This is a genomic window from Pseudorhodoplanes sp., from assembly GCF_059499825.1.
On the sequence record NZ_JCABZI010000011.1, the window covers coordinates 185,376 to 207,152 of the forward strand.

The 21,777-nt window shown below is 59.3% G+C and carries 18 protein-coding genes, 2 tRNA genes and 1 pseudogene; 13 read left to right on the forward strand and 8 right to left on the reverse strand.

Annotated features, from left to right (window positions below; translation table 11 throughout):
* Positions 1-59: 59 nt before the first annotated feature.
* Both AC5I5I_RS16980 and AC5I5I_RS16985 read right to left on the reverse strand, forming a co-directional pair.
* On the reverse strand, positions 60-1,520 hold the full coding sequence (locus AC5I5I_RS16980; RefSeq protein ID WP_495975105.1) for a TolC family outer membrane protein: 1,461 nt from the start codon (positions 1,518-1,520) through the stop codon (positions 60-62).
* 174 nt (positions 1,521-1,694) lie between these two features.
* The gene (locus tag AC5I5I_RS16985; protein WP_495975106.1) at positions 1,695-2,345 is read right to left on the reverse strand and encodes a protein-L-isoaspartate O-methyltransferase family protein; all 651 of its coding nucleotides are present in this window, start codon (positions 2,343-2,345) and stop codon (positions 1,695-1,697) included.
* 204 nt (positions 2,346-2,549) lie between these two features.
* Between AC5I5I_RS16985 and AC5I5I_RS16990 the strand changes: the two genes are divergently transcribed.
* The 11 genes and pseudogenes from AC5I5I_RS16990 (at position 2,550) to AC5I5I_RS17040 (ending at position 11,802) form a co-directional block, all read left to right on the forward strand.
* Positions 2,550-2,623 (forward strand) — tRNA-Cys (locus tag AC5I5I_RS16990).
* A gap of 87 nt (positions 2,624-2,710) precedes the next feature.
* A tRNA-Asn gene (locus AC5I5I_RS16995) sits at positions 2,711-2,785 on the forward strand.
* Between the two features lie 199 nt (positions 2,786-2,984).
* Complete coding sequence (locus tag AC5I5I_RS17000; RefSeq protein WP_495975107.1) at positions 2,985-4,229, forward strand: tyrosine-type recombinase/integrase; 1,245 nt, start codon at positions 2,985-2,987, stop codon at positions 4,227-4,229.
* Positions 4,226-4,720: a hypothetical protein gene (locus tag AC5I5I_RS17005; RefSeq protein WP_495975108.1), complete on the forward strand. Its 495-nt coding sequence runs from the start codon at positions 4,226-4,228 to the stop codon at positions 4,718-4,720. Before AC5I5I_RS17000 ends, AC5I5I_RS17005 begins: the two co-directional genes overlap by 4 nt.
* Positions 4,721-4,789: 69 nt before the next feature.
* Complete coding sequence (locus AC5I5I_RS17010; protein WP_495975109.1) at positions 4,790-5,101, forward strand: hypothetical protein; 312 nt, start codon at positions 4,790-4,792, stop codon at positions 5,099-5,101.
* Position 5,102: 1 nt separating this feature from the next.
* Positions 5,103-5,750 (forward strand): hypothetical protein, encoded by a 648-nt coding sequence (locus tag AC5I5I_RS17015; RefSeq protein ID WP_495975110.1) that lies wholly within the window; start codon positions 5,103-5,105, stop codon positions 5,748-5,750.
* 119 nt (positions 5,751-5,869) lie between these two features.
* The gene (locus AC5I5I_RS17020; RefSeq protein ID WP_495975111.1) at positions 5,870-6,457 is read left to right on the forward strand and encodes a hypothetical protein; all 588 of its coding nucleotides are present in this window, start codon (positions 5,870-5,872) and stop codon (positions 6,455-6,457) included.
* A 1,579-nt stretch (positions 6,458-8,036) separates the two neighbouring features.
* Positions 8,037-8,259: pseudogene (locus tag AC5I5I_RS17025) on the forward strand (helix-turn-helix domain-containing protein); the annotation flags it as partial.
* A 642-nt stretch (positions 8,260-8,901) separates the two neighbouring features.
* Positions 8,902-9,159 carry a hypothetical protein gene (locus AC5I5I_RS17030; protein WP_495975112.1) on the forward strand — a complete coding sequence of 86 codons (258 nt, stop codon included), beginning with the start codon at positions 8,902-8,904 and terminating at the stop codon, positions 9,157-9,159.
* A gap of 993 nt (positions 9,160-10,152) precedes the next feature.
* Positions 10,153-11,205, forward strand: a complete 1,053-nt coding sequence (locus AC5I5I_RS17035) for a sensor histidine kinase (RefSeq protein WP_495975113.1) — start codon at positions 10,153-10,155, stop codon at positions 11,203-11,205.
* Positions 11,206-11,658: 453 nt separating this feature from the next.
* Positions 11,659-11,802 (forward strand): hypothetical protein, encoded by a 144-nt coding sequence (locus AC5I5I_RS17040; RefSeq protein ID WP_495975114.1) that lies wholly within the window; start codon positions 11,659-11,661, stop codon positions 11,800-11,802.
* Between the two features lie 515 nt (positions 11,803-12,317).
* Here AC5I5I_RS17040 and AC5I5I_RS17045 read toward each other — a convergent pair.
* The 6 genes from AC5I5I_RS17045 to AC5I5I_RS17070 form a co-directional block, all read right to left on the reverse strand.
* Complete coding sequence (locus AC5I5I_RS17045; RefSeq protein WP_495975115.1) at positions 12,318-13,655, reverse strand: AlwI family type II restriction endonuclease; 1,338 nt, start codon at positions 13,653-13,655, stop codon at positions 12,318-12,320.
* Positions 13,656-13,664: 9 nt separating this feature from the next.
* Positions 13,665-15,056: an endonuclease NucS domain-containing protein gene (locus tag AC5I5I_RS17050; RefSeq protein WP_495975116.1), complete on the reverse strand. Its 1,392-nt coding sequence runs from the start codon at positions 15,054-15,056 to the stop codon at positions 13,665-13,667.
* Positions 15,057-15,104: 48 nt separating this feature from the next.
* Positions 15,105-16,142: a DNA-methyltransferase gene (locus AC5I5I_RS17055; protein ID WP_495975117.1), complete on the reverse strand. Its 1,038-nt coding sequence runs from the start codon at positions 16,140-16,142 to the stop codon at positions 15,105-15,107.
* 495 nt (positions 16,143-16,637) lie between these two features.
* Positions 16,638-17,372, reverse strand: coding sequence for a hypothetical protein (locus AC5I5I_RS17060; protein ID WP_495975118.1), 735 nt, complete (start codon positions 17,370-17,372; stop codon positions 16,638-16,640).
* Positions 17,373-18,285: 913 nt separating this feature from the next.
* Entirely contained in the window at positions 18,286-18,660 is a 375-nt protein-coding gene (locus tag AC5I5I_RS17065) for a hypothetical protein (RefSeq protein ID WP_495975119.1), read from the reverse strand.
* Between the two features lie 296 nt (positions 18,661-18,956).
* Entirely contained in the window at positions 18,957-20,108 is a 1,152-nt protein-coding gene (locus AC5I5I_RS17070; protein WP_495975120.1) for a mandelate racemase/muconate lactonizing enzyme family protein, read from the reverse strand.
* Between the two features lie 240 nt (positions 20,109-20,348).
* Here AC5I5I_RS17070 and AC5I5I_RS17075 point away from each other — a divergent pair, with 240 nt between their 5' ends.
* Positions 20,349-20,798: a carboxymuconolactone decarboxylase family protein gene (locus AC5I5I_RS17075; protein WP_495975121.1), complete on the forward strand. Its 450-nt coding sequence runs from the start codon at positions 20,349-20,351 to the stop codon at positions 20,796-20,798.
* 17 nt (positions 20,799-20,815) lie between these two features.
* On the forward strand, positions 20,816-21,721 hold the full coding sequence (locus AC5I5I_RS17080; protein WP_495975122.1) for an NAD(P)-dependent oxidoreductase: 906 nt from the start codon (positions 20,816-20,818) through the stop codon (positions 21,719-21,721).
* Positions 21,722-21,777: the final 56 nt, after the last annotated feature.

Genomic DNA, 21,777 nt, shown 5'->3' on the forward strand with positions numbered 1-21,777 from the left:
CGAAGGCATTTCGACATTTGGATGGAAGGCCGCCGCACTCCGCATGCGGCGACCAGCGTCTAGCGGCCGTCCGGTGTCCGGATGCCGATCCAGGCGTCACGCACCTGCTGGTAATGGATCATCGGGTCGTAGAGCGGGACCTGCAAACCGAGCACCGGAATGGCCAGGCGGCCGACCGCCGACAGCAGCGTGTAGGATGCAACGACGCGGTCGCGTTGTGCGGTGACCAGCGCGACCCGCGCATTCAGCAATTCCTGTGTCGCGTTAAGGACGTCGAGCGTGGTGCGCTGTCCGACCCGCGCTTCTTCGCGCACGCCGTTCAATGCGATCTCGGCCGCCGTCACCTGCGAACGCGTCGCGTCGATCTGCGCCTTGGCGGCATCCAGCTGGCCCCAGGACTGGACGACATTGGCGCGGGCCTGATCGCGGTTCAGCGCGAGTTCGAGACGCCGCTGCCCGACCGTCTCCTTGGCCTGACGGATCAACGAATATTCCTGCCCGCCCTGATAGATCGGCACCGTGATCTGACCGACGACCGAGCCCGTGAAGTTCTGCACACTGTTCTCGCTCGGCCAATGGCTTCGCTGGGCCGAGGCAGTGACGTTGACGGTCGGGTACAGCGACCCCTCGTTCACCTTCACCTGAAGCTGCGCAACATCGACGCCGAATTCGGCGGCGCCGACCGACGGGTTCTCGGACTGCCCCTGCGCTACCGCGAGGTCGAGCGTGCGCGGGACGAACCGATCGACGGGCGTGCCGTTGGCAAGCCGGCCCGGATCGAGACCGATCACGCGGCGATAGGCAGCGCGCGAGGTGGTCAGGTTGGCCTGGGCGGTCAGAAACTGAGATTGCGCGGCCGCCACACGGGACTCGGCCTGTGCGACGTCGGTGCGCGTCACCTCGCCGACATTGAAGCGGTCGCGGGTCTGCCGCAATTGCTCCTGGATGACTTCGACGTTGCGCCGCTGCAATTCGAGCACGGCGGTATCGCGCAGGACGTTCATATAGACGGTCGCGGCATCGAGCAGCACCGTCTGCTCGATCACCCGCAGGGTTTCGCGAGCGGCAAAGACCTGCGCCTCGGCCTGCCGGGTGCGATTGCCGGTCTGGAAGCCGTTGAAGACATTCTGCGTTAGCGTTGCCCCATAGGTGTTGGGGTAATGGCGATTCGAGTTGGTGGTCCGCTGGCCGACCGTTTCACCGGTTTGCGGGACGGTCACCCGCTGTTCGGTCACGTTATCCGTCCACTGGACCGCGGTCGACGCGGTCGCGCTGATGCGGGGACGGTAGCCGGACAGGGCCTGCGGCACGGCTTCGTCGGTCGCTCGGACCAGCGCGCGCTGCGCATTGATCTGTGGATTGTTCTGGTAGGCTTGAACGAGCGCCTGCTCGAGATTGGTCGAGCCGCCGCCATTGCCGGCGCGGGAGGCGTCGACACTGCGATCGGCGGCAAAACCAGTCGCACTGGCCACCGTGAGCGCGGCGGCAAGCAACAACGATCCCGCACGCACAAGCGGCATTCAGAAAACCCCCGTACGCCCGTAGTCCGCAAACCCCCTGTCCGGGATTCGCGAGACTCGGGCAACAACTTGGTAACTATATCCTTAAGCTCAGGGGTTTGAAGCCCTGCTCCTCATCCATAGGCAAAAGAACACGGACCTGAGTATTTCAGGTTACAGGTGCCCCGGATTGGGTCAGAAGGCGAAGGCGAGCGGCTTCGCAAAGCCCGGCAAAGTCGGCCCAGCGGCATCGAAAATGGTCCGCGGCGTAATATCCGCGGCGCTCTTGCTGTAAACCACGGCTTTTCCAGCCGGCCCGGTCCCCCGAATGCAGATCAGCCGGCCGCCATCGGCCAGCTGCTTGCAAAGCTCGTCGGGGCCGAGTTCGATCGCGCCCTCGACCAGGATCGCGGCATAGGGCGCCCGGGACCGATAGCCCTTCGCGAGCGCACCCTCGACCACCTCGACATTGGCATGACCGGCCAGATTCGCCCGCGCTTTTGCAGCCAGTTCCGGCTGTTCCTCCAGCGCCACCACTGACGCGCCCAGCCGCGCCAGCAGCGCCGCGGCATACCCGGTCCCGCATCCGACATCCAGTACGCTCGTATCCGCGGTGATATCCAGCGCCTGGAGCATCCTGGCGAGCACCATCGGCTTCAGCAGACGACGGTCACCATGGCCGAGGGGCAGATCGATATCGAGATAGGCAAGTCCGGTCTGTGAGTCCGGAACGAAATGTTCGCGCGGGGTGTCGAGCATGGCCTGGATCAGAGGCCATTGAGTGACATCGGCGGTTCGGACCTGACCGTCCACCATCATACGGCGCAGCGTTGCGAAATCGGCCATGACCTTGCCCGGAAGAGGTTCCGGCTGCTTCTGCGGCAGCGGAGCGAAAAACGCAAGATCACGAGCATCGCCGGGACCGCAACATGCTGGCCGGTTGCCCGCTCCCCGGCGCTCCTATATGAGCAAGCCCAGTGGGCGGTGCTCATGACACAGCACGCGCATGACTTGGTGCACGAGCCCTGGTGTTCATGGCGCAAGGCTTATGGCGACGTGGCGGAGTGGTTACGCAGCGGTCTGCAAAACCGTTTACACCGGTTCAATTCCGGTCGTCGCCTCCACTTTTCAGGCATCATTCCGGGGCATCCTGCCTGGACTGGCCTGAAATGCTTGCAATCGGGCGAGGCTTTGTTATAGCCGCGCTGCGTTCCCCGGTAGCTCAGTGGTAGAGCAACCGGCTGTTAACCGGTTGGTCGCTGGTTCGAATCCGGCCCGGGGAGCCAGCATATCCGGACATAAGGTCCTTCGAGGCAATTTAAGCCTAACCAAAAATCCCCGCCATCCTACTGTTAACGCTACTATATTTGACTTCGCGCATGAGTTCGTGCCTGGTTGAGGCGCGTTCTCGCGGGCTATAAATTTGGCAGCTTCGCCGGGGGTAGGACCGGTTTGGAGTATTGCGTGATGAGTAAGGCGTTGACGATGACCGCCAAGCGCATCGAGCGTTTGGTGTCAGCCAAGCAAGGTCAACTTGGGCACCACCGCGACGCGGAAGTTCGCGGCCTCTATCTGCAAATCGTACGGCTGGAATCGAAGGACCGGCCCGCTGCTGCCTCGTGGATTTTGAGGTTCCAGCTGCACGGTCGAGAACACCAACTCGGACTCGGCAGCCTCCATGATGTCCCGCTAGAGGAAGCCCGCCGCCGTGCTCGTGCCGCACGCGAAAAGCTGTCCCTCGGCGTCAACCCACTCGCCGAGAAACGCGAGGCGCAACACAAGGCCAAGTTGGAACGCGCGCGGGCCGTCACGTTCGAGGCTGCCACCGTTCGGTTCCACGAGGAGCGCAAGGACAAGGAGGCTGCCGCGACCTCGGACCAGTTCATCTCGTCCATGCGCCGCCATGCGTTCCCGACCCTCGGGACGATACCGGTCGGTCAAATCGACCGCCAGCAGGTCTTACAGACCTTGACGCCAATCTGGAACGCGCGGCGCGAGACAGCACAGCGCATCCGTTCAGGGATCGAGCGTGTTCTTGACTGGGCTGAGAGCCAGGGTCTCCGCGAAGGCGCAAACGTCGCACGCTGGGCTGGCCTCAAGATGCCACTCTCCGCCCTGGCCACCAAGGTGACGGTCAAGAACCACGCGGCCCTACCCTTTGCGCAATTGCCAGCGTTCATACAGGAGCTTCGCAAGCGGCAGGGATCGGCAGCCCGGGCGCTTGAGTTTCTGATTCTGACGGCCTGCCGTACTAGTGAAGTTCTCGGCGCTCGTTGGGACGAAATCGACCTGGACGGTAAGCTCTGGACAATCCCGGCGGATCGAATGAAGGCCGACAAGCCGCACACCGTCCCGTTGTCCGATCAGGCCGTGACTCTACTGCGAGAGCTGCCTCGCGAAGATGCCGTAGTCTTTGTCGGGATGAAGAAGGGTCAAGGTTTGAGCAACATGTCGATGTCTAACCTGCTGCAAAAGCGGCTGAAGGTGGACGCCACGGTTCACGGTTTCCGTTCGACATTCAAGGATTGGGCCAGCGAGTGCACCGCCTATCCCAACGAAGTTTCTGAGATGGCTCTTGCCCACTCCATTTCGTCGTCGGTCGAAAAAGCATATCGTCGCGGCCCACTGCTAGAAAAACGGAAGCGCCTAATGGCGGATTGGGCCAACTATTGTGACGGCAAAGCCATCCTCACTGATGCGACGGTCGTGCCGCTGCGGGCACCCGCATGAAAGCAAAGACCAAACCAAAGTTTTCCTACGATGCGAGGCGCGCCAGTAACAACGCCACGCGAAGAATTGCGGTGAGTAAGTTCAGCAAAGCAGTCGTGGCGGCTTACACCGGCGACACAAAACAGCTTTGCGGATTGCTTCGCTCTGGTCCCGCCCTCAATAGTGCAGATTGGAACCATCTAGCCGACCTCATTTATTTGAGAATTCAGAAACCGAAGCCAAGACGCAAGCGTGTGGTGTTGCCGCGCTCAGTAGAGGAAATGTATAATCGAGTATTCAACCTCTCGCAGGTCGCACTTGACCGATTAAGAAAGCAGAACGGCGGCAAAGTTCCCGCCGGAGGGTACGACGCTACGGTCGCGTCAGTTTGGGAGAGCGTGGCCGACGAATATCCCGGTTTGCACGCCCCTAATTTTGACGGGATCATTAGTAACCTGCGGAGTAAATCGAAATCGAAGAACGCCCGCGCGTCCAATCCGAACTCGGTTTAGATTGGACGATTTAAGCCCCGATCAAATCTACCATCTGTCCCATCGCAATCACGCGATGGAGACGATAACATGACTGATCAGACCGCGCCGCGCACACTGCGGCGCATGATCCGGCCGAGAGACGGCGCTCCCTATCACGGCTATTCATCGCCCGAATACGCGATGAAGAAGGTTGCGGAAGGCGCACTTCCGCCGCTTTATCGCCTGACGGAGGGTGGTCGTGCGTTGGCATGGTTCGAAGATGAGCTGATTGAGCATCAGCAGCGCGTTGCGCAAAGGCCTGTTACCGACCCGGTCTTGCCGCCACAGCGTCGGAAGATCAAGCGGGTAAGGCTGACGCCCGAAGCGATTAAACACTACCGGCGTTTGCGCGAAGCCTGAAATGGTCAAGTTCGAAGAGTGGGTCCGGCGCCGGGAGGCGTCGGACCAACCGCCCGGCAAGAAAAAGAAAGGCGTCGGGCGCAAGCGGCAACGGCCGGCACTGTTCGAGCCGGACGTGCCGAGCGACGAAGACGAGGAGGCGGTGTCCCCGCCTCCCCGCCTACCGCCCGATGAAACCGAAGATTTGAATGAGTATCGGCGTGGGATCGAGCGCGCCGCCGATCGAGAGCGACGTGCTGCTGAGCAAGCTGAAGTGGATGCAGAAGAGGACGCTTGGGAGCAAGAACAGCGCCGCCGACAGGCCGAAAAAGAATTGGCTGAAGAAGCCAAGCGCCGAGCCCGTCAGGAGGAACAGCGAATCCGCAAAACGATTCACGATATGCACCGGGCGGCGGGAACCGAGAACGCGCTTTTTAACTATGACAAGCTCATCGGCGACCTCTTGCCTAAGTTGATGTGTGTCGACTTCGAATTACTCCCTCAGGAGAACCAGCACACGATTGTCAACCTTCTCGACAAGACCCATCGTTATCTGGACGGCTGGTTGTACAAGAAGCCGGAAAAGCAATACCTGGCCTTTCGTTGGGCCAGCATGCGAGATCACCTTGCCACCGGTGGTGACGACGATGACGATGACGATGACTGGTGACGGTGGCTAAAAAGCAGCCGGTCGATTTTTGACGTGAAGGAAATTATAATCAAATGGCCCGCCAGCGTTCGCAGCGCTGACGGGCCTTAGCCACAGCCTGCGCATTAGGAACAGAGGCCGTGCTCGCTCCCAATATATCATCGTCAACACCGAGCAACAACCAGCGAAGCTCCGGCGCCGATAGCGGCGGCATAGCCGCGCTGATGGCGAAGGTGACGCGTGTCGAAGTCGTTTGCCACACCGTCGAGCTTCATTTCGCGGCGGCTCTGCCAAAGCTCGACAAGTTGCGCCGCATGCATCGCGGCCAGTGGATCGAATTCAAGCGCTGTGAGCGGGCAGACGGCAGCGTGTGGGGCCATCGCTTGCCGATCAATTCGCCGGCCCGCGAAGCATTTCCGCTCCTCGACGAATTTGTCTGGACGCGCAATGCGACGGTCAGTCGGTTCGATTTCGCCTATAATTTCTTCACCGATACCGCCGCCGAGCGCGAAGCCCTCGCTGATTACTTCACCCGGCACGGCATCCTGCTCTGGAACCGCAGCCGCGCGATGCATGACGAGCAGCATGGCGTGTACTGGGTCAGCCTCGTCGGTCGCGGCGGTCTGCAGACGCCGCGCGGCCTGGTAATCTACGCCGACGATCCCCAAAGGGATGCCACTTGGAAATGCGCGCGTTCGGGACAACCTCCGTGCGGCGACAAGGTGTGAACATACCCAGCGACATCCTAGCCCTCAACCCGGCGTCGTTTCTCAAGCGCCATTTCCGATTGGTCGAACCTTTCGAGAACCTGCGCAACAATTTGATCCGCAGCCTGCAACGCCACGCGGTCCGAGACGATCGGCGGGGCGCCAAGATTGAGCCCCGCACCACCAAGCTATCATTTCGAGAGCGGTATCGGGTCGCAATCCCGCGGCGCATGGTCGACTATGTGCGGCATTTGTGCCCGAACGATAGGGCTGCGGAGTATCATCGCTATTTCAAACTGCCGATGAAGCCAATTGATCTTTCTCTCTTGCGGATACCAGAGACACTTAGCTTTCAGGATGGCTTGGGGTGTTAAATATCAAACATATCCTTTTCCAGAAAAATATCTTTTGTTTTCAATGACCCTCATGAACAAGAAACATGCGATAGGCAAAGCTCTCACAGAATGGAAGGATCAATATCGTTTCTCATAAGCGCTTCGCGCAAATCGGGATCGGATCAGTTGCCGGGTTTGTGCGTGTGCTCGTGAAGCTTTAAAGGGGAAATCTCTGCACTCAGTAGGGCGTTCCAACTCAGATTTAGAAGGTTGACGCCATGCGCAAAGATGCAGCTGAGGCCGACAAAGTTGGTGTTGTCTGAGACCGCTCCGAGAAATGCGCTCGACCTCCTACAGCGACTTGCCGCTCGGGAACAAGACATCACACCGGTGTGAGCACGCGCGATCCTTGAAGCAGCCGGCGCGAACGCTTCGCCAGCATTATGCTCAACCGTTATTTCCAACACTCGAAAGGTGCTGCGATATCTAACCAAGAACGGCTTGCTCTGTGACGACTTCGAAGAGGTTCGCACCCCGGAAGTGCAGGCGCAGTGAGTGATGCCTGCGCGCTCTTCGATGCCGCGAGTGGGAGCATTTCAGGAATCCTTTACGTCCAAGGGGTTAGGCGACCCCCGCTTCAGAGGCGTTTTGACGGGCGCTGACGAGGTTTCGGGCTTCGCCACGGTCTTGGGCCCAGAATGGCCCTGTCAGCCGCTTCATTCGCCAGCAGAACGGAGAACATCAACGGGCTGGTCGTCACATGGGCTCAATGTTCTGCAGGATATTCACGATCATGTTCGCTCTAGCCCGGCAGCTGTAGCAATTGGCGCGCGATGGACAGGTCTCTCGGCCGCAGATGATCGGGACGAGTTCGACCGCAACGGGCTGATAGCTGAAAGCCCGAGCGCTCGCGATACGAGTTCTGCCGTTTCGGGTGTTAAGTGAATAATACGGCCCTTACGCGCCCGCTGATTGATCCGCTCTGCCAACTCCACCATCTGCACACGGGAAAAGTGACGGACGACAAAAACCACGGCGGCACCCGACGAACCCTCTTGACTCCATTCCTATCTTTAGAACAAATAGAGAACAAGTCATTGCCGGAGTCGTCCCCATGCCAGTCAGCCCCCGCCCGTCGCACGAAGATATTTTGGAGATGATCGTTGCAGAGGCCGGTGGCGATATCCGGCTCGCGCTGAGCAACGCGCTCGGGATGAACCGTAAGCTAATGGGAGAGCTTCGTGAACTGGCTGGACGCCGTGCATATGCTGGGCGTCTTCGCGGAGTTTGAGACCAACTTGCGCCGGGAGCGACAACTAGAGGGCATCGCTCAAGCTAAAGCGCGCGGGGTCTACAAGGGGCGTAGACCGTCCATCGATCAAGCGAAAATAATTCAACTTCACGCGAGCGGGCTCGGGGCCCACAGCCATCGCCGACCAACTTAAAATCGCTCGCGCTTCTGTCTATCGCGCCTTGGCTAAATCGTAGTCGTAACGCTCTGAGAATCACCGATTGTCGCCGGCAGGCCGCTTCACTTTAGTCTTTCAGATCAAGTCGCCTAACGTAGAGCTACGATTTCAGCCCTCCCCTTACCACTGCGCCCGAGACTCCCAACCATCGCGGATCAACATCCGCTACGTCCGCCGGCCGAGCCGCTTGAACAGTCCGGCTTGAGGTTCGGATCGTTCATGATGATCGGCGCGCCGCTGATGTTCGGTACTTGAGGCCGTGACGCGGCGTTAGGGTTTGCAGGGCTTACAGCACCCGGGATGCCGCCGCCTTGCGGGTTGTTCGTACCGAGTTGTGAGGAACCTGAGCCAGTCGTGCTGGGTGCGGGATTCGAAGGCGAGACCGAGGGACTGATTGCCGCGCCTGGACTTGTCGTGCCGGGGCCGGTTCCGCCGGGACTAGCTCCGCCCGCGCTGCTGCCACTCGAACCCGCGCCACCGCTTCCGCCAGAGCCTCCGCCGCCGCCACCACCAGACTGAGCCTGGGCAGCGGCAGCGAGTCCGACAACAATCAAAGCAGCGATGGTGCAAATGCGCATCTGATGCTCCCGTTTTCGGAGCAACGCAGGGCGTTGTCGCCTGTTCCTCAACATGTAATCAGGAGACACCGGTCTGGTGTGATATGTCCGCGCTCAAACTGATCCCCGCCAATGACAACCGCACCGGCGGCCCATGGTCGTCAGACGACTTTGACGTGGTGCTGGTCGATACCGGCAAGAAGGTGGGCCGCATTTTCCGCCAGACCGTAGCGCCAGGAAATCAGAACGAGTGGTTCTGGGGACTCGATTTCTTTGGGGCGAAGGGCCGCCGGCCGTTCTACGACAATGCAGGAACTAAGGATGCGGCGAAGCGGGCCTTTGCGGGGTGCTGGCGCGGCTAGGTTGATTCCAATGCGCGGCAGTTGCGGGTCACTCGTGCTCTGATGCCGACCCCTTCAGTAATGCCAGCCGGATGGCTGCGTGCGTCGAAAACATATTCCCGCCCTTAGTCGCCGCCTCAATGATCCGCTCTGCCGCCACCTGAGCTGAGGGTGTTGGTCTCAGTCTCACCACTCGGTCGGCCGCGTCGCCAAGGGTGCGCAGAACCGTGCCGTCAGAAAGATGGATTGGGGTTATCAGTTGGCGGGACCAATCCGGGTTCGTCATCGGAAACAGCCGCAGATCACAGGACCGTATAAAGCAAAGAAAAAGCCCGGTCGGGGGAACCGGGCTTTATTCGCTGCCGCTCCGGGGGATGGGGTTTAGAAGCGGCGGCGTGCCAATAGAACCTACGTCGCCCGAAGACGTTCCACCCCTTTGCAAATTATCCCGTGGCGCCGGTTCAGGTCGGCCGGGCCGGCGAAACCGCCAAGACAGCGTCTTTTGACAAAGCCGTGACAGGCCGACTCAGGCACACGATTGCTCCCATCGGAGAAGTTCAATGGAGTGTATCGACGCCGTTCCGTCCATGGAGTGCCCGAAGTGCAAGACCCGGCTGCAGGTGCGAGCCTACTTGCCACCTACCGACGAATTGCCGGCCGTCGCTGGCTATTGGTGCGAGGACTGTCAAACTGAGACGACAGTGGAAATCGACCAATTCGACTAGGCCACCGTATCGCCCCGCTAGCTAAGGGTTACGGTCGAGCGGCAGTAGCAAACCGCCAAAGCCTCAGCTGAAGCTTGTTCGTTAAAAGCATGCATGCCGGTCGGCTTTACACCGACCCTGTCAACTTTGACAGATGCGATCGATGCCACTGGCGCCGGCTTCGAGGAACAGCGCGTGGCTCACATCGCAAAGGAATAGGTATCGGTCGCGGCACTGTATACGGTGCGCTGGAGACGGCCGGCGTACGGCTTGATGCAAGCTCGGTAAGCCGGGTAGAAGGATTTCGAAAGTGGAACTCGCCTCGCGTCACGTTTCCCAAGAGGCCTTCGATTTTGCCCACTCCGAGCGAGAGCGACTGATCGCGGCACTCAAAGCTTCACGGGCGGGCACTTGGAGCTGGAACATCGCTGACGACGTGGTGGAGTGGGATGACGCTCTTTGCGATGTGTATGGGCTTGCCCGAGAGAAGGCTCCGCGAACGTCGGAGGATTTCATCGCTCTCATCCACCCAGATGATCGTGAGACGGCTTGGCGTGCGGTGAGCACCTGCATCGAGACCGGACAAGATGCTGACTACCAGTTTCGCGCGGTTGTCGGAGGGACTGTTCGGTGGATTTACGACCGTAGCGCCCTCGTCAGAAACCCCGATGGCAGCGCTGCATACATGTTGGGGGCATGTATGGACGTAACCGAGCAGCGGCGTGCTCAGGAGGAGCGCGATGAGGCGCTCAGGCGGCAGACGCTCCTCCTTAACGAACTCAGTCATCGCGTGAAGAACCACCTTGCCATGATTATGGGATTGCTTCGGTTGAAGGGGGCACGGCAAAGCGACCCGCAGGCGAAGGAAGATTTTGCACGCGCAATAGATCGCGTCGCGACCCTTGCGCATCTTCACCAGCAGCTTTATCGCGCTAACGACCTAACTGCGGTAGACGCTCAGGCATACCTTGGTGAGATTTGCGAACAGCTCCAGCAGTCAATGTTGATTGAAACCAAGATCGTCATCGACAGCCAACTAGAGCCGGCAGTTATTCACGTCGATCAGGCGGTGCCGGTCGGTCTCATCGTGAACGAGCTGATCACCAACGCGATCAAGTATGCCTTCGAGGCGAATGCGGTCGGCCGCATCGTCGTGCGTTTCAGCGTAAGCGGCCAAAGCGCAACGGTAACCATAAGCGACAATGGTCGAGGTCTGGACCTGAGCTCGACGCGCCAAGGTGTGGGAACCCGTTTGGTTCGTGATCTCGCGAAGCAGATCGGAGCGACGTGCGAGCTGACTGCTCATCCCGGTCAAGGTACTTCCTACGCATTCAGTTTCGCCTTGGGCGACGTGGAGGGTTAGCCCAGCCCCAAGTCAGAATTGCCCGTTCTCTCAGGGTTTCTAACGTCACGTTGCAGGGGTCACCGTTGACGGTGACGAACACCGTCCGATGACCGTGCCGGAACATCGGCTGACTTCCCAAAGCCTTAGAAAATCCGCCCTGCCGTGGTGTACAGTTGGTGCAGGCTCGACTGATCCCTTACGGTCGGCCACGGCGTCGCGCGCGTATGAACGCCTCCGCACAGCCGCATGATGAGAACAGCGACCTAGAGCTCGACACAAATGCCGTCATCGAAGCGTGCGGCGACGCGCGTGCGGCCGTGCGAGCCTTGCTAATCGCAAACACGTTCTTGGAATCCGAGCTATCAAAAGCGTTAGCGAGAACGTCAGCCGGTTACGCTCGGAAGGGCAGCATGATAAGAACCCAAACAATCACAAAGGCTCGCAGCAACGACAGCAATTTGGAAGGGAACGATGAACGCTCTTGAGAAAAATTTAGCAACTGCTCGCGGTGAAGCTATGGCCGCAAATCTGCTTGCTATGTCCGCACTTCAAACAGCGCTGATGGTCGTGCCACCCGAACATCGTGAAAAGCTGCTCGAGCAGATGAACAGATAAATCGACGAATCCCTAAACATGGGCAGGCCAGCTACGGGTGACGCGCACGACGAGGTAAACACCTTCATGCGCGAGACTGCTCGCAACGTCGCAACCAACGCACTGGATCACATAACGAGCATGGTCAAGAACGCTCCGAAAGGGTGAGGTTATCTTTGACGTAAAATTGGGACTGACTCACCCGCATCATTTCGCGAATTTGATGCCGTTATGTTCCAGAGATTGGAATCCAACAGCTAGTGCGAAGCCGCCAAGACATAAGCATTTGCCTTGAACATTGCATTCAGCCCCCGGCGCTGCCCCAATATCTGCTAGGCCAACGCGAGAATTCCGGGGTTCAATTGCACCATGGACGCCTTCCGATCACATCATAATCGCTATGGATATGTTGGACGCTCCGCACAGCCCGAGCACGCGCAATGAACCTTGAATGGGCTTTCGCTAGCAAGCGCAGTCGCAGACCGCGCCTTGCAAAGAACAACTCAACTACATAGGAACTGAAAGGCAGGACTTTTTTAGGCATCGGCAACTTGGATCCAACCCTCTTTCCCCTTCTCGTCTCCGAAATCGAATACTTGTAGCGCGACGAGCCCGGGCGGGACAGCCTTGGTGGCATACCTGAGTTTTTCGTCGACTTGCCTACCTATTATGTACCCCCGAACGTTTTCGCCATCCTCTGCATGATCTTCCTTGATGCAGCCGATGTAGCGGCAGATTTGGCCGAAAACTTTGTCGGCAGCTCGGCCCTTCTTCAACTCAATTACTACGAGATCGCCATTGGTAGCACGTGCGTAGAGGTCGATTGGCCCCACCTCTGTCTTGTGCTGCCGACCGATTATCTTCAGGCCAGCCTCGATCTTGTCGAGGTGCTTTTCAAGATGTTCCTCCAAGTCCTTTTCAAGAAACTGCTCTTTCTCGAACTCTTCCGGAGTTTGCTCCCCGCGCACGTCTTCCGGGAGCTTCCGAAATGCTTCTACTGCTTTGGCGACATCCGATATATCGACGTAATAGTCGAGAGCTTCAAGCTTGGTGGGCACCCGCTCCGGGTCGCCGTAGAACGCGACAGTGTCCGGCTCGTCATTGAATTCAATCGGCTCCGCCTCACCCTTATAAAGATCAAGCATCGCCTGTAGGTCAGCAACATTGTCCGGCGACACCGACAATTGGTCCGTGCGTCTGTCGAGGAGCAAATCGCAGCGATGGAAAGCCATCGGATACCCGGCGTCGTCATCAACGGTTTTGTATTTGCTGTGCTGCAGCCGTTGCTTTATTTCGGCTTGCGTCGCCGAGGACGCCAGCCGCCAGGCCTTGATGCGCTCTATACTTCTCGGAATTTCCGCAGATTGCTTCATCCGAGCGACGAACAGCACAAATTCGTCCTTAGTCACCCGGTGATCGCAAGCCAGAATCAACTCGACAAGCACGTGGTGCGGAAACAGAGAAATGCCTTTAGTTACTTCGATATCATTTAGAGGATTCGGAAATTGGTAGCGCCAGACGTGCGAGTCGAGGACTTTGCTCGGACCCTTTTCCTTTAAATACTCGCGCCCAGCGGGCGTTATGCGGACGGGCGAAGCCGCAGCAACCCACGCGATGCCGAGGTTTTCATAAACCCTCTTGGTAATTCGGATGAGGGCTGTAGTAGTGCCGACGGTTAGCTTCGCCTTGTGGAGAGCCTGAAGGATTTCGCGCTGCAGTAGCGGCGTCCAAACTTCGCCCTCAAACTGTGAGAAAATCCTGAACCGCTCTCGGAAATCATCTGTATCGGCAGTCCCGCCTTTAGGAAAATACCAAAAGACGCCATCGGCGCAGTAGTCTGCAACAAATTCCTCCCAGAAGACTGACAACGCCACAGCTGTCTCCTACACCGCTTTGGCGCCAATCTTCATCTCGAACTCGATTAGATCGACCTTTGTATCATGGGCGTCGCGTGCCGACTTGAGCTTGTCGTCGATCTCTCGTGCGACAATAACGCCATGCACCTTTTCGCCGGCCGTAGCGAGGTTCTTACGGACCCAGCCCATATAGCGTGAACACTGACCGAATACCTTGTCTGCGCTACGCCCCTTCTTCAACTCAATGACAACGTAGTCGCCTGTCTTGCTGTCGATGGCCAGCAAATCTATGGGCCCAACAGTCGTGCTGTATTGTCGGCCGCCGTCGACTAGCTTCAGATTCCGCCCGATCTTCGATCCAACGACATCGAGATGGTGTTCCAAATAATCCTCAACCTGCTTCTCCGAGACAATCATGACCCGAAATTCAGCTAGCTCTCGGGCTGATGTCGCGGTCCTCTTCTTCGTTGAGATGGCGGCGGCGACATTGCCCTTGCTGACGTAATATTCCAGCGCTGTGTCAACAGTGGGCAACGCTTTCGTGTCGCCAAAATAAGCAACCCAATCCTTTTCGTTAGCAAATTCTATGTACGCACCGTCGCGCCCATACCGAGAGAGATATTCACGATAGCCTTTGAGCGCGCCTTTTCGAATTGAAAGGCCACTTGCGTTGTTTGTCTCGACAAGGCGTGAAAGCGCAAACATCCTTAACGCGTACGAGCGATTAAGCCGGATAGTGTTGTACATACTCGACCGTCGAATGCCCGGCAGCTTGTAGGCGTCGCAGCTCTCCACCACCAAGTTTTGCAGTTCTGGCTCCAGCTCACGGAATCTCTCGATTTGGTCAACGATCAAATCCACATCCGCAAACGTTTTTGCTCTGGAAACAAAGAGCGAGTACTCCGTACCGCTAAAGCTGTGGCCATTGAGACTGCGAAGAACCTCTCCGATAAACGGGATAGGATGCAGCTTGATGGCTTGATGCGCGGTGGACGCAACGCTGGGGTTAGAAAACTGATATCGCGACATCTGGTCTGAGAGCACTCCATCCGGGTCGCTGTCGATAAGAAACTTGTCGCCGGCCGAAGTGATTTCGACGTGATCGCCAGTGTCGACCCAGGCAAGCCCGAGCATTACGAAAACCTGCTTAAGCATCCTTGCGAGCGGAGCTCCGCCGTCTTCCCAGTCGGTCTCGGCGTCAGAAATACCTTCATCGTTTAGACGCTGGATGTATGCCTGCTGGCACTCTCTCCAAGTCTTGCCGTGCTCAAACTCTTTCAGCAAAGTTAGACGGGCCTTTAGGGCGTCTGTGCTGGCAGCGAGTCCCTTGGGCACATACCAATACGCGCGATCAGCGCCGTACCTAGCGACAAAAAATTTCCACGGTTTTGGGAGTGCTAGCTTTTTAGCCTTCGCCATGCCCTCGGGCCCCCCGGCCGCTCGGCCGGCGAGAGCACGCCGGCGAAATCAGACGAGCTTGAGCTGCTCGTCAGCTTTTATTTCAATCCTACGCCCGTACGTCTTGCGTTTATGCTTCTTTTCGCCCGCATCTTTGCCGTTGGACCCAGCGGCGTCAGCGGCGGCCATCTCCGCAAGTTCTTCCTTCCCAGGATACTTTGCCCGTCCCACAAGCAAAAGTGGTTCCGTTGACGCAGCACTCCTGATTCGATCCTGCGCAAGCTTAATGTATGCGGGATTGATGTCGATCCCGACGTAGCGCCTGCCCATTGTCTTTGCGACGGCACAGGTTGTACCGGTACCAACGAAAGGATCGAGTACGATTTCTCCGGGAAATCGGCCAACTGCGCCGTAAGTGTAGAGCCGCATCAGTCTGGCCGGCAGCTTTTGAGGAAACGGCGCCGGATGATCGCCGTCGCGCTTCACATCTTCCGGGTACATGAACCAAACCTGCTGCGCGAGGTCGAGCCACTCGGTACGAGTCAGCTCATTGGCTTCCTTTGTGTCAGCGTCAAATTTCGGCGGCTTGCCCGGCTTCACATAAACATTGATGAATTCGATAGTGTTGTTTTCGATGATGTTGCCCGGATGCGGATAGCTGCCGAACATCATTTTAGATGTCTGCTTTTGCCAGACAAAGAGGCTGTATCGTTCAAGGTCCGTGTCACGGAGAATCCGCGCCTCCATGTCGAATGCGATGTTCTTGAGGTGGCGCGTGTGCTGTTCAATCACGGCCTTTGGTATTGGCATTATGGGCGCGTTGATGCAGAGCTTGCCATTCGGTCTCAAGACGCGAGCACATTCGTTCCACACGGATTGCATGTCCGCGAGGTAGGCCTCATATGTTGGCCAAGGGTTTTCACCCTGATCGTATTCGACCGCGGTCCAGTAAGGCGGTGAGGTCACGATCAAATCAACGGACGCCTTCGGAAAAGACTCCATCACCCGGGCGGCATGTCCGGTAAACAGGCGATCCACGATATCGGCCGGGCTCAAGCTGAGCTTCGGCACGTCCGGAATGCTGTCCTCTTGGTTAGCGGTTGCCATGAAACCTCGTTACGGCGCTATTGCGGGACCCTAGCGCCTAGGGACGAGCAGACCAACCGGCGGCACCGATTCGTCACAGAATTATATCCCCCTTACTGCGGCGGACCGTTACAGAGCCTCAAGTCCAAGTGGTTTTGGGCCTCCTTTGGTCATAGGCTCGCGCTGCCCTTGACGGGCTTGTGTGTTATTTTCGCGACAGCGCTATTTGGGTCAGCAGCCGCTTCCCCCATCCTTGCCCCCCTTTAAGCCCCTCAAATCACGACGTCAGTCACGGAATTGATTGATTGCCCTCAAATCTACGCGCAACGCGTAGCCGAAATGCCGATATGCCGCGCATTTGGCTAATAACGGCGAATGACGAGTTTCGGGAGGCGTCTGGCGCCTCATGTCGGATCGGGGATTTGACGCAACGTAGCCGGCTGAAGAATTGAAAATTCGCACCGGAGAACCGGCGAGCAAGGCTCCGCGCCATTCAGGAGCAGCTTCACGGCGCCGCTAGCGGAGGAGCAGCGGCGTCCCCGCCTTCCGCATTTTGGTCAAGCGTATCCAATTCCCCTTCCCCCGTTCAACGTGCCAGAACCACCATCCATTGATGGGTCGCTTGACCGCAGCTTTAGCCGCCAGAGTGAGGGAGGAATAAACTTTGCCGTCGAAGCGAACCTGTCCATCGCGCCTAGCGCGAGCGCTGAAGGCCTTTCCCTTGTGGTATCCGCGAAGTCGTGCGCCGGACGGGAAAAACCGAACGAGCTGTGGATCGCCCCGGGTAACCTTCGTTACAGCGTCTTCTTGAACACCACGTCCAAACAGCGACGAGACCTCCTTGAATTGCTTTTGACGAATCGCTCGGCTGATCTGCCGCCGCATATCCCGAGACTGGGCCAGCTTTCCCGTCTGCTTCGCTCCGGGCGGCTTCGCGATTCGCAGCAGCAGAGCTTCAATCTCTCTGAGGTGCTGATCCTTAATGGTCAGATAGATCGAAAATTGATCCCACTGCTTCCCGTGTTGATTCTTGCCGTGGGCCGTCAACCGGTGCCGAAGAGCTGTCGCCAACCCCACGTAGTAAAGTTTTCCACGACGGTAGAGGGCATAGATGCCCGTGTTGCGACCGATGAATTGGCGCACCACGTCAGGGTGCTTGACCAGAAGGTCTTTAGACACCCGCTCAAGGTGGGCAAAGACCAATGCCTCCCGCTTCAAACGTCGCGGGCGTCTGCTGATCGCCTTGGCCATGCCCTCCCCCCGAGAATCAGCACAACGACGGATTGTAGCAGCGGATGGCACGCACGCAGCAAGTGGAGGGTAAGACCCTGGACCGGGTGAAAACATGCGCGCCGCGACTGGGGTAGCGCCGGGGGCTGGCCGCCGAAAATGCGATTTTGCGTAGCAAATTCAATGAACTAATATTCCGGCCCGGGGAGCCAAATTCCACAATCCGTATTGCATGAGGCGACCCGGCCGTTCTGGGCGTTCGATGGGTTGCGAACTGAGCACATCGCCGCTGAGCGGCAGGCGACGAACGCTAACCGCTGACCGAACCGCAAATCGTGCGTCCGAAGGACCGCGATGCCGCGACGGCAGCCGCAAAAGAACCAGCAAAATAAACAGGATCACAGAGCCGCGCCGTTTCGGTCAGCGGCCGATGCCGCAGCGCAACACATCCGCGTGAGGCCGACCGGAAAGCCCCTGCCCGATCCTCCGACGGGCCCCATATGGGACTCGTACCCGTCGAAACGGGGGAGATAGAACAAATGACCACTCAGACACTTCGCGACGCGACCGCCTTTCCCGCCCTGGTGACCGCCGCCTTCTTCGTCCGCAATGCCGCCGTGATCCTCACGCTGCTGGCGCTTTTCATGCTCGCCTGAGCGGACCGCCGTCCTCACATCGCAATCGCCGCCCGACTGGAGCCGGCCGAGATTGTCCACCGCGCGGTTGCGGTTCGCGGCCAATGGCGTGGACTTGAATAAGGGAAATCGGGCGCGTGCAGAGGGCCGCATCGGACCCGAGCTTCAGCACGTCGGATAGCAGGATCACCGGCCGCGCAATTAGCGTTCCCGGGATTTCGACCAGCGGGATCGCTCCAAGGTGCCCTGGAAGAGGGCTGCTTGGAGCGCAAAAAATTCAGCAGATGCCGCGCGGCCGCTCAGTCTTCGAAATCGTCTTCGAGCGGCGCGGGTTGCCAGAGCGGGCCCTTTGCCAGCGAGATCTTGCGCCGGCCATTTTCGTTGTGCGTCGCCGCTGGCGCTTCGGGCTGACGGGACAATTCGTACAACGCAGCGCCAGGCCGACCGCCGGCTTCGATCAGATCGGTCTCGCTGCAGGTCGAGGCAATGGCGAGGCTGAGCGGATGCAGATGCGCGCGGCGGTAACAGAACAGCGCCAGCATCGCCCGCGTCTGCGAGGGGATGCTCGCTACCAGCTCGGGCAACCCCTGCGGGTGCGAGCGGAACAACTGGCCGAACAGGCCTTCCGGAATCGGGCACGCTTCGTCTGAAGAGTTCAGGCTGTAGACCGCCATCGTGATCCCCCGCGAAAAAAGAACTGATTCGGAAATTGCGACCGAAATTCTTAAGGGCGCGTTAATCGCAATCCGCGGCCGCAAGCGAGACGATTTGAGCTATCGCAAAGCCCCTCGCCTGCCCCGGTGACACCGTCTCCCGACCAACTCAGGGAAGGAGACGTGAGATGCCCATGGCCAATCTGCTTGTTGTCAGCCTGATCGTTCTGGCCTTCGTGATCTTCGCCGCCACCCTCCTCTGGGGCGACTACACCTCGCGCGGCACGCGGCCGTAACCGCGAGGCGGCGTTCTTCACTCAGCCCTTGGCGCGCCCCGCAGAGAGCGGGAGCTTCGCAATCTCGCGAATGGCGTCATTGTTCGGCTCGAAGCCGAGGCCCGGCTTGTCCGGTAGCGCAAGCCAGCCATCGGCCGGCATGATCAGGCCGGTGAACAGCGTCTTGTAGAGTTCGACCGCGAGATAGTGATGCTCGACCAGCGAGCCGTTGGCGACGCCGGCCTGCAGATGCATGTTGTGATAGGACCAGGCGCCGCCATTCGCGACCGATACGTTGTATGACGCGGCAAGCCCCGCGATCTTGACGCATTGGGTGAAGCCGCCGGTGATGCAGACATTGGGCTGCGCGTAATCGATCGCCTGTGCGGCCAGCAGGTCGCGGAAACGATAGAGCAGACCCTCGTTCTGCCCGCAGGCCAGTGCGACGCCAGTATTGCGGCGAAGCTGGGCCATGCCGGGGACGTCGTTCTGGGTGAGCGGCTCCTCGAAGAAGGAAATGTTGCAGGGCCGGATCATCTCCACCAGCTTGGTCGCGTGGTAGAGATCGAGATTGCAATTGGCGTCGATGAAAATTTCGACGTCGGGGCCGACCGCCTCTCGGACCGCCTGCACGCGTTTCGCATCCTCGCGGATCGCGTCCATGACCGGGCGCTCGTCCTTGTGCTTGAGCGCTTCGCTCGCGACCGTCATCTTCAGCCTGTGGAAGCCGTCGGCGACCCATTTCTTCGCCGCCGCGGCAAGCTGCTCGCGATCGAAAAAGCCGAAGCCGAAAGTCGCATAAACCGGCACGCGCGCCCGTGCGCCGCCCAGCAGCTTCCAGACCGGGAGATTGAGGGCCTTGCCCTTGATGTCCCAGAGCGCGAGATCGACCGCCGCGAGCGCATGGGCCGCATAACCGGTCTGGCCACGCGGCATCGTCGTCCAGTACATCTTTTCCCAGATCCGTTCGGTCAGCAGCGGATCGTCACCGATCAGGTTCGGCGCCATGACGCCGTTGACCACCTGCGCCACCACGTCTTCCTCGGTGATCGATGTCAGGCCATGGCCGACGATGCCGGTATCGGTCTCGACCTCGACGTAACAGGCCGCCAGCGATGTCTTCTTGTCGAGCCCCATCACCGTGACATGGAGCGGAACATTGAGTGGGGTAGCGGTGACGCGAACGATCTTCATGAGGTTCCAGTTGCTTTGGGACGGGGCCAACACCTCAGCTCCCACGCTTTCAGTGGGCGATGGGCATCGCGCGATTTGTCGTTTCGACCTTGCCTATAAGCGATCCACGTTCTACCGGCAATTTGCCGCAACGCATGACGACGCGCGCCGAACGCTCTATCGCGGATCGGCCAAACGCGACATGATCGTGCGACGTCTGATGTATCAACACAAAGCATGCGAGGGAGGACAGATTTTCAGATGGCCAAGGCAAAGAAAACCAAATCCGCGAAGAAACCCGACGGCAAGAAGACCCGGGCGAAGCGTGCGTCGAAGAATCCGGACTTCGCCCGCGGCCTCGATGTCCGCCGCGCGATGTGGGGCCATGACGGCGCGGAAGGACAGATCAATGCCGCCGGTGACTTCATCTGGCCGCTGCAGGAGGTCGTGACCACCTATTGCTTCGGACAGACCTGGACGCGCCCGAAGCTGTCGCGGAAGGCCCGCTCGATGATCACGCTCGCAATGCTGGTCGCGATGGCGCGGCCCAATGAACTGAAGGTGCATATCGAGGGCGCCATCGCCAATGGCGTCAGCAAGGACGAGATTCAGGAAATCCTGCTGCACGCCATGGTCTATGCCGGCGTTCCGCGCGGCGTCGAAGGCTTCCGTGCAGCGGAAGAAAAGCTGAAGCAAATGGGTCTCGCGTAACCGGTATGAGCACAGCAATGGATATCAAGACAGTCGGATTCATCGGCATCGGCAATATGGGCGCGCCGATGGCCGCCAACGTAAAGCGCGGCGGCTTCGAGGTGGTGGCGTTCGACCTCGATCCGGCACGCGCAAAGAAATGGGCGCAGGAACACGGAGCGCGCGCCACGGATCAACTCGCCGAACTCGGCAAGGCCTGCGATGCGATCGTCACCATGCTGCCGACCGGCAAGGAGGTGCGCGAGGCCCTGTTCAGCATGCAGGACGGCGCGCTGGCCGCGAACATGAAGCCCGGCGCGATCGTCATCGACATGAGTTCGGCTGACCCAGTCGGCACCCGCACGCTCGGCAAGGATCTCGCCGCCCGTAATCTGAAGCTCGTGGACGCGCCGGTTTCCGGCGGCGTGCCGCGCGCCCGGGATGGCTCGCTTGCGATCATGATCGGCGGCGATGCGGCGTCGGTCGCGGCGGTGCAGCCGGTGCTCGCCTGCATGGGCTCAAAGCTGTTCGAAGTCGGCAGTCTCGGCTGCGGGCACGCGATGAAGTGCCTCAACAATTTCCTCGCCGCGACCAGCTTCGCCGCGGCCGCGGAAGCGGTCACGGTCGGCCGCAAATTCGGGTTGGACCCCGAGGTCATTGCCGACGTGGTCAATGTCTCGACCGGACGCAGCTTCGCCTCGGAGATGCTGATCAAACAGCACCTGCTGAGCGGGACCTTCGGGACCGGCTTCGCCCTCGGCCTGCTCGCCAAGGACGTGAAGATCGCAGCTGACCTTGCCGAGCAGATCGGGGTCGATGCACCGGTCGGACGGCTCACCCGCGATTTGTGGGCAGACGCCCGCGACGCGTTGGGCGGCGAGCAGGATCACACCCGTGCGGCCGTGCATTGGGAGAAACGGGCGCTGCCTTCCGCCGCCGAGTAACGGGCTGGCCCCAAGCTCGATCCGCAGGACGCGGCAATGTCGGCGCTGGCGTGAAA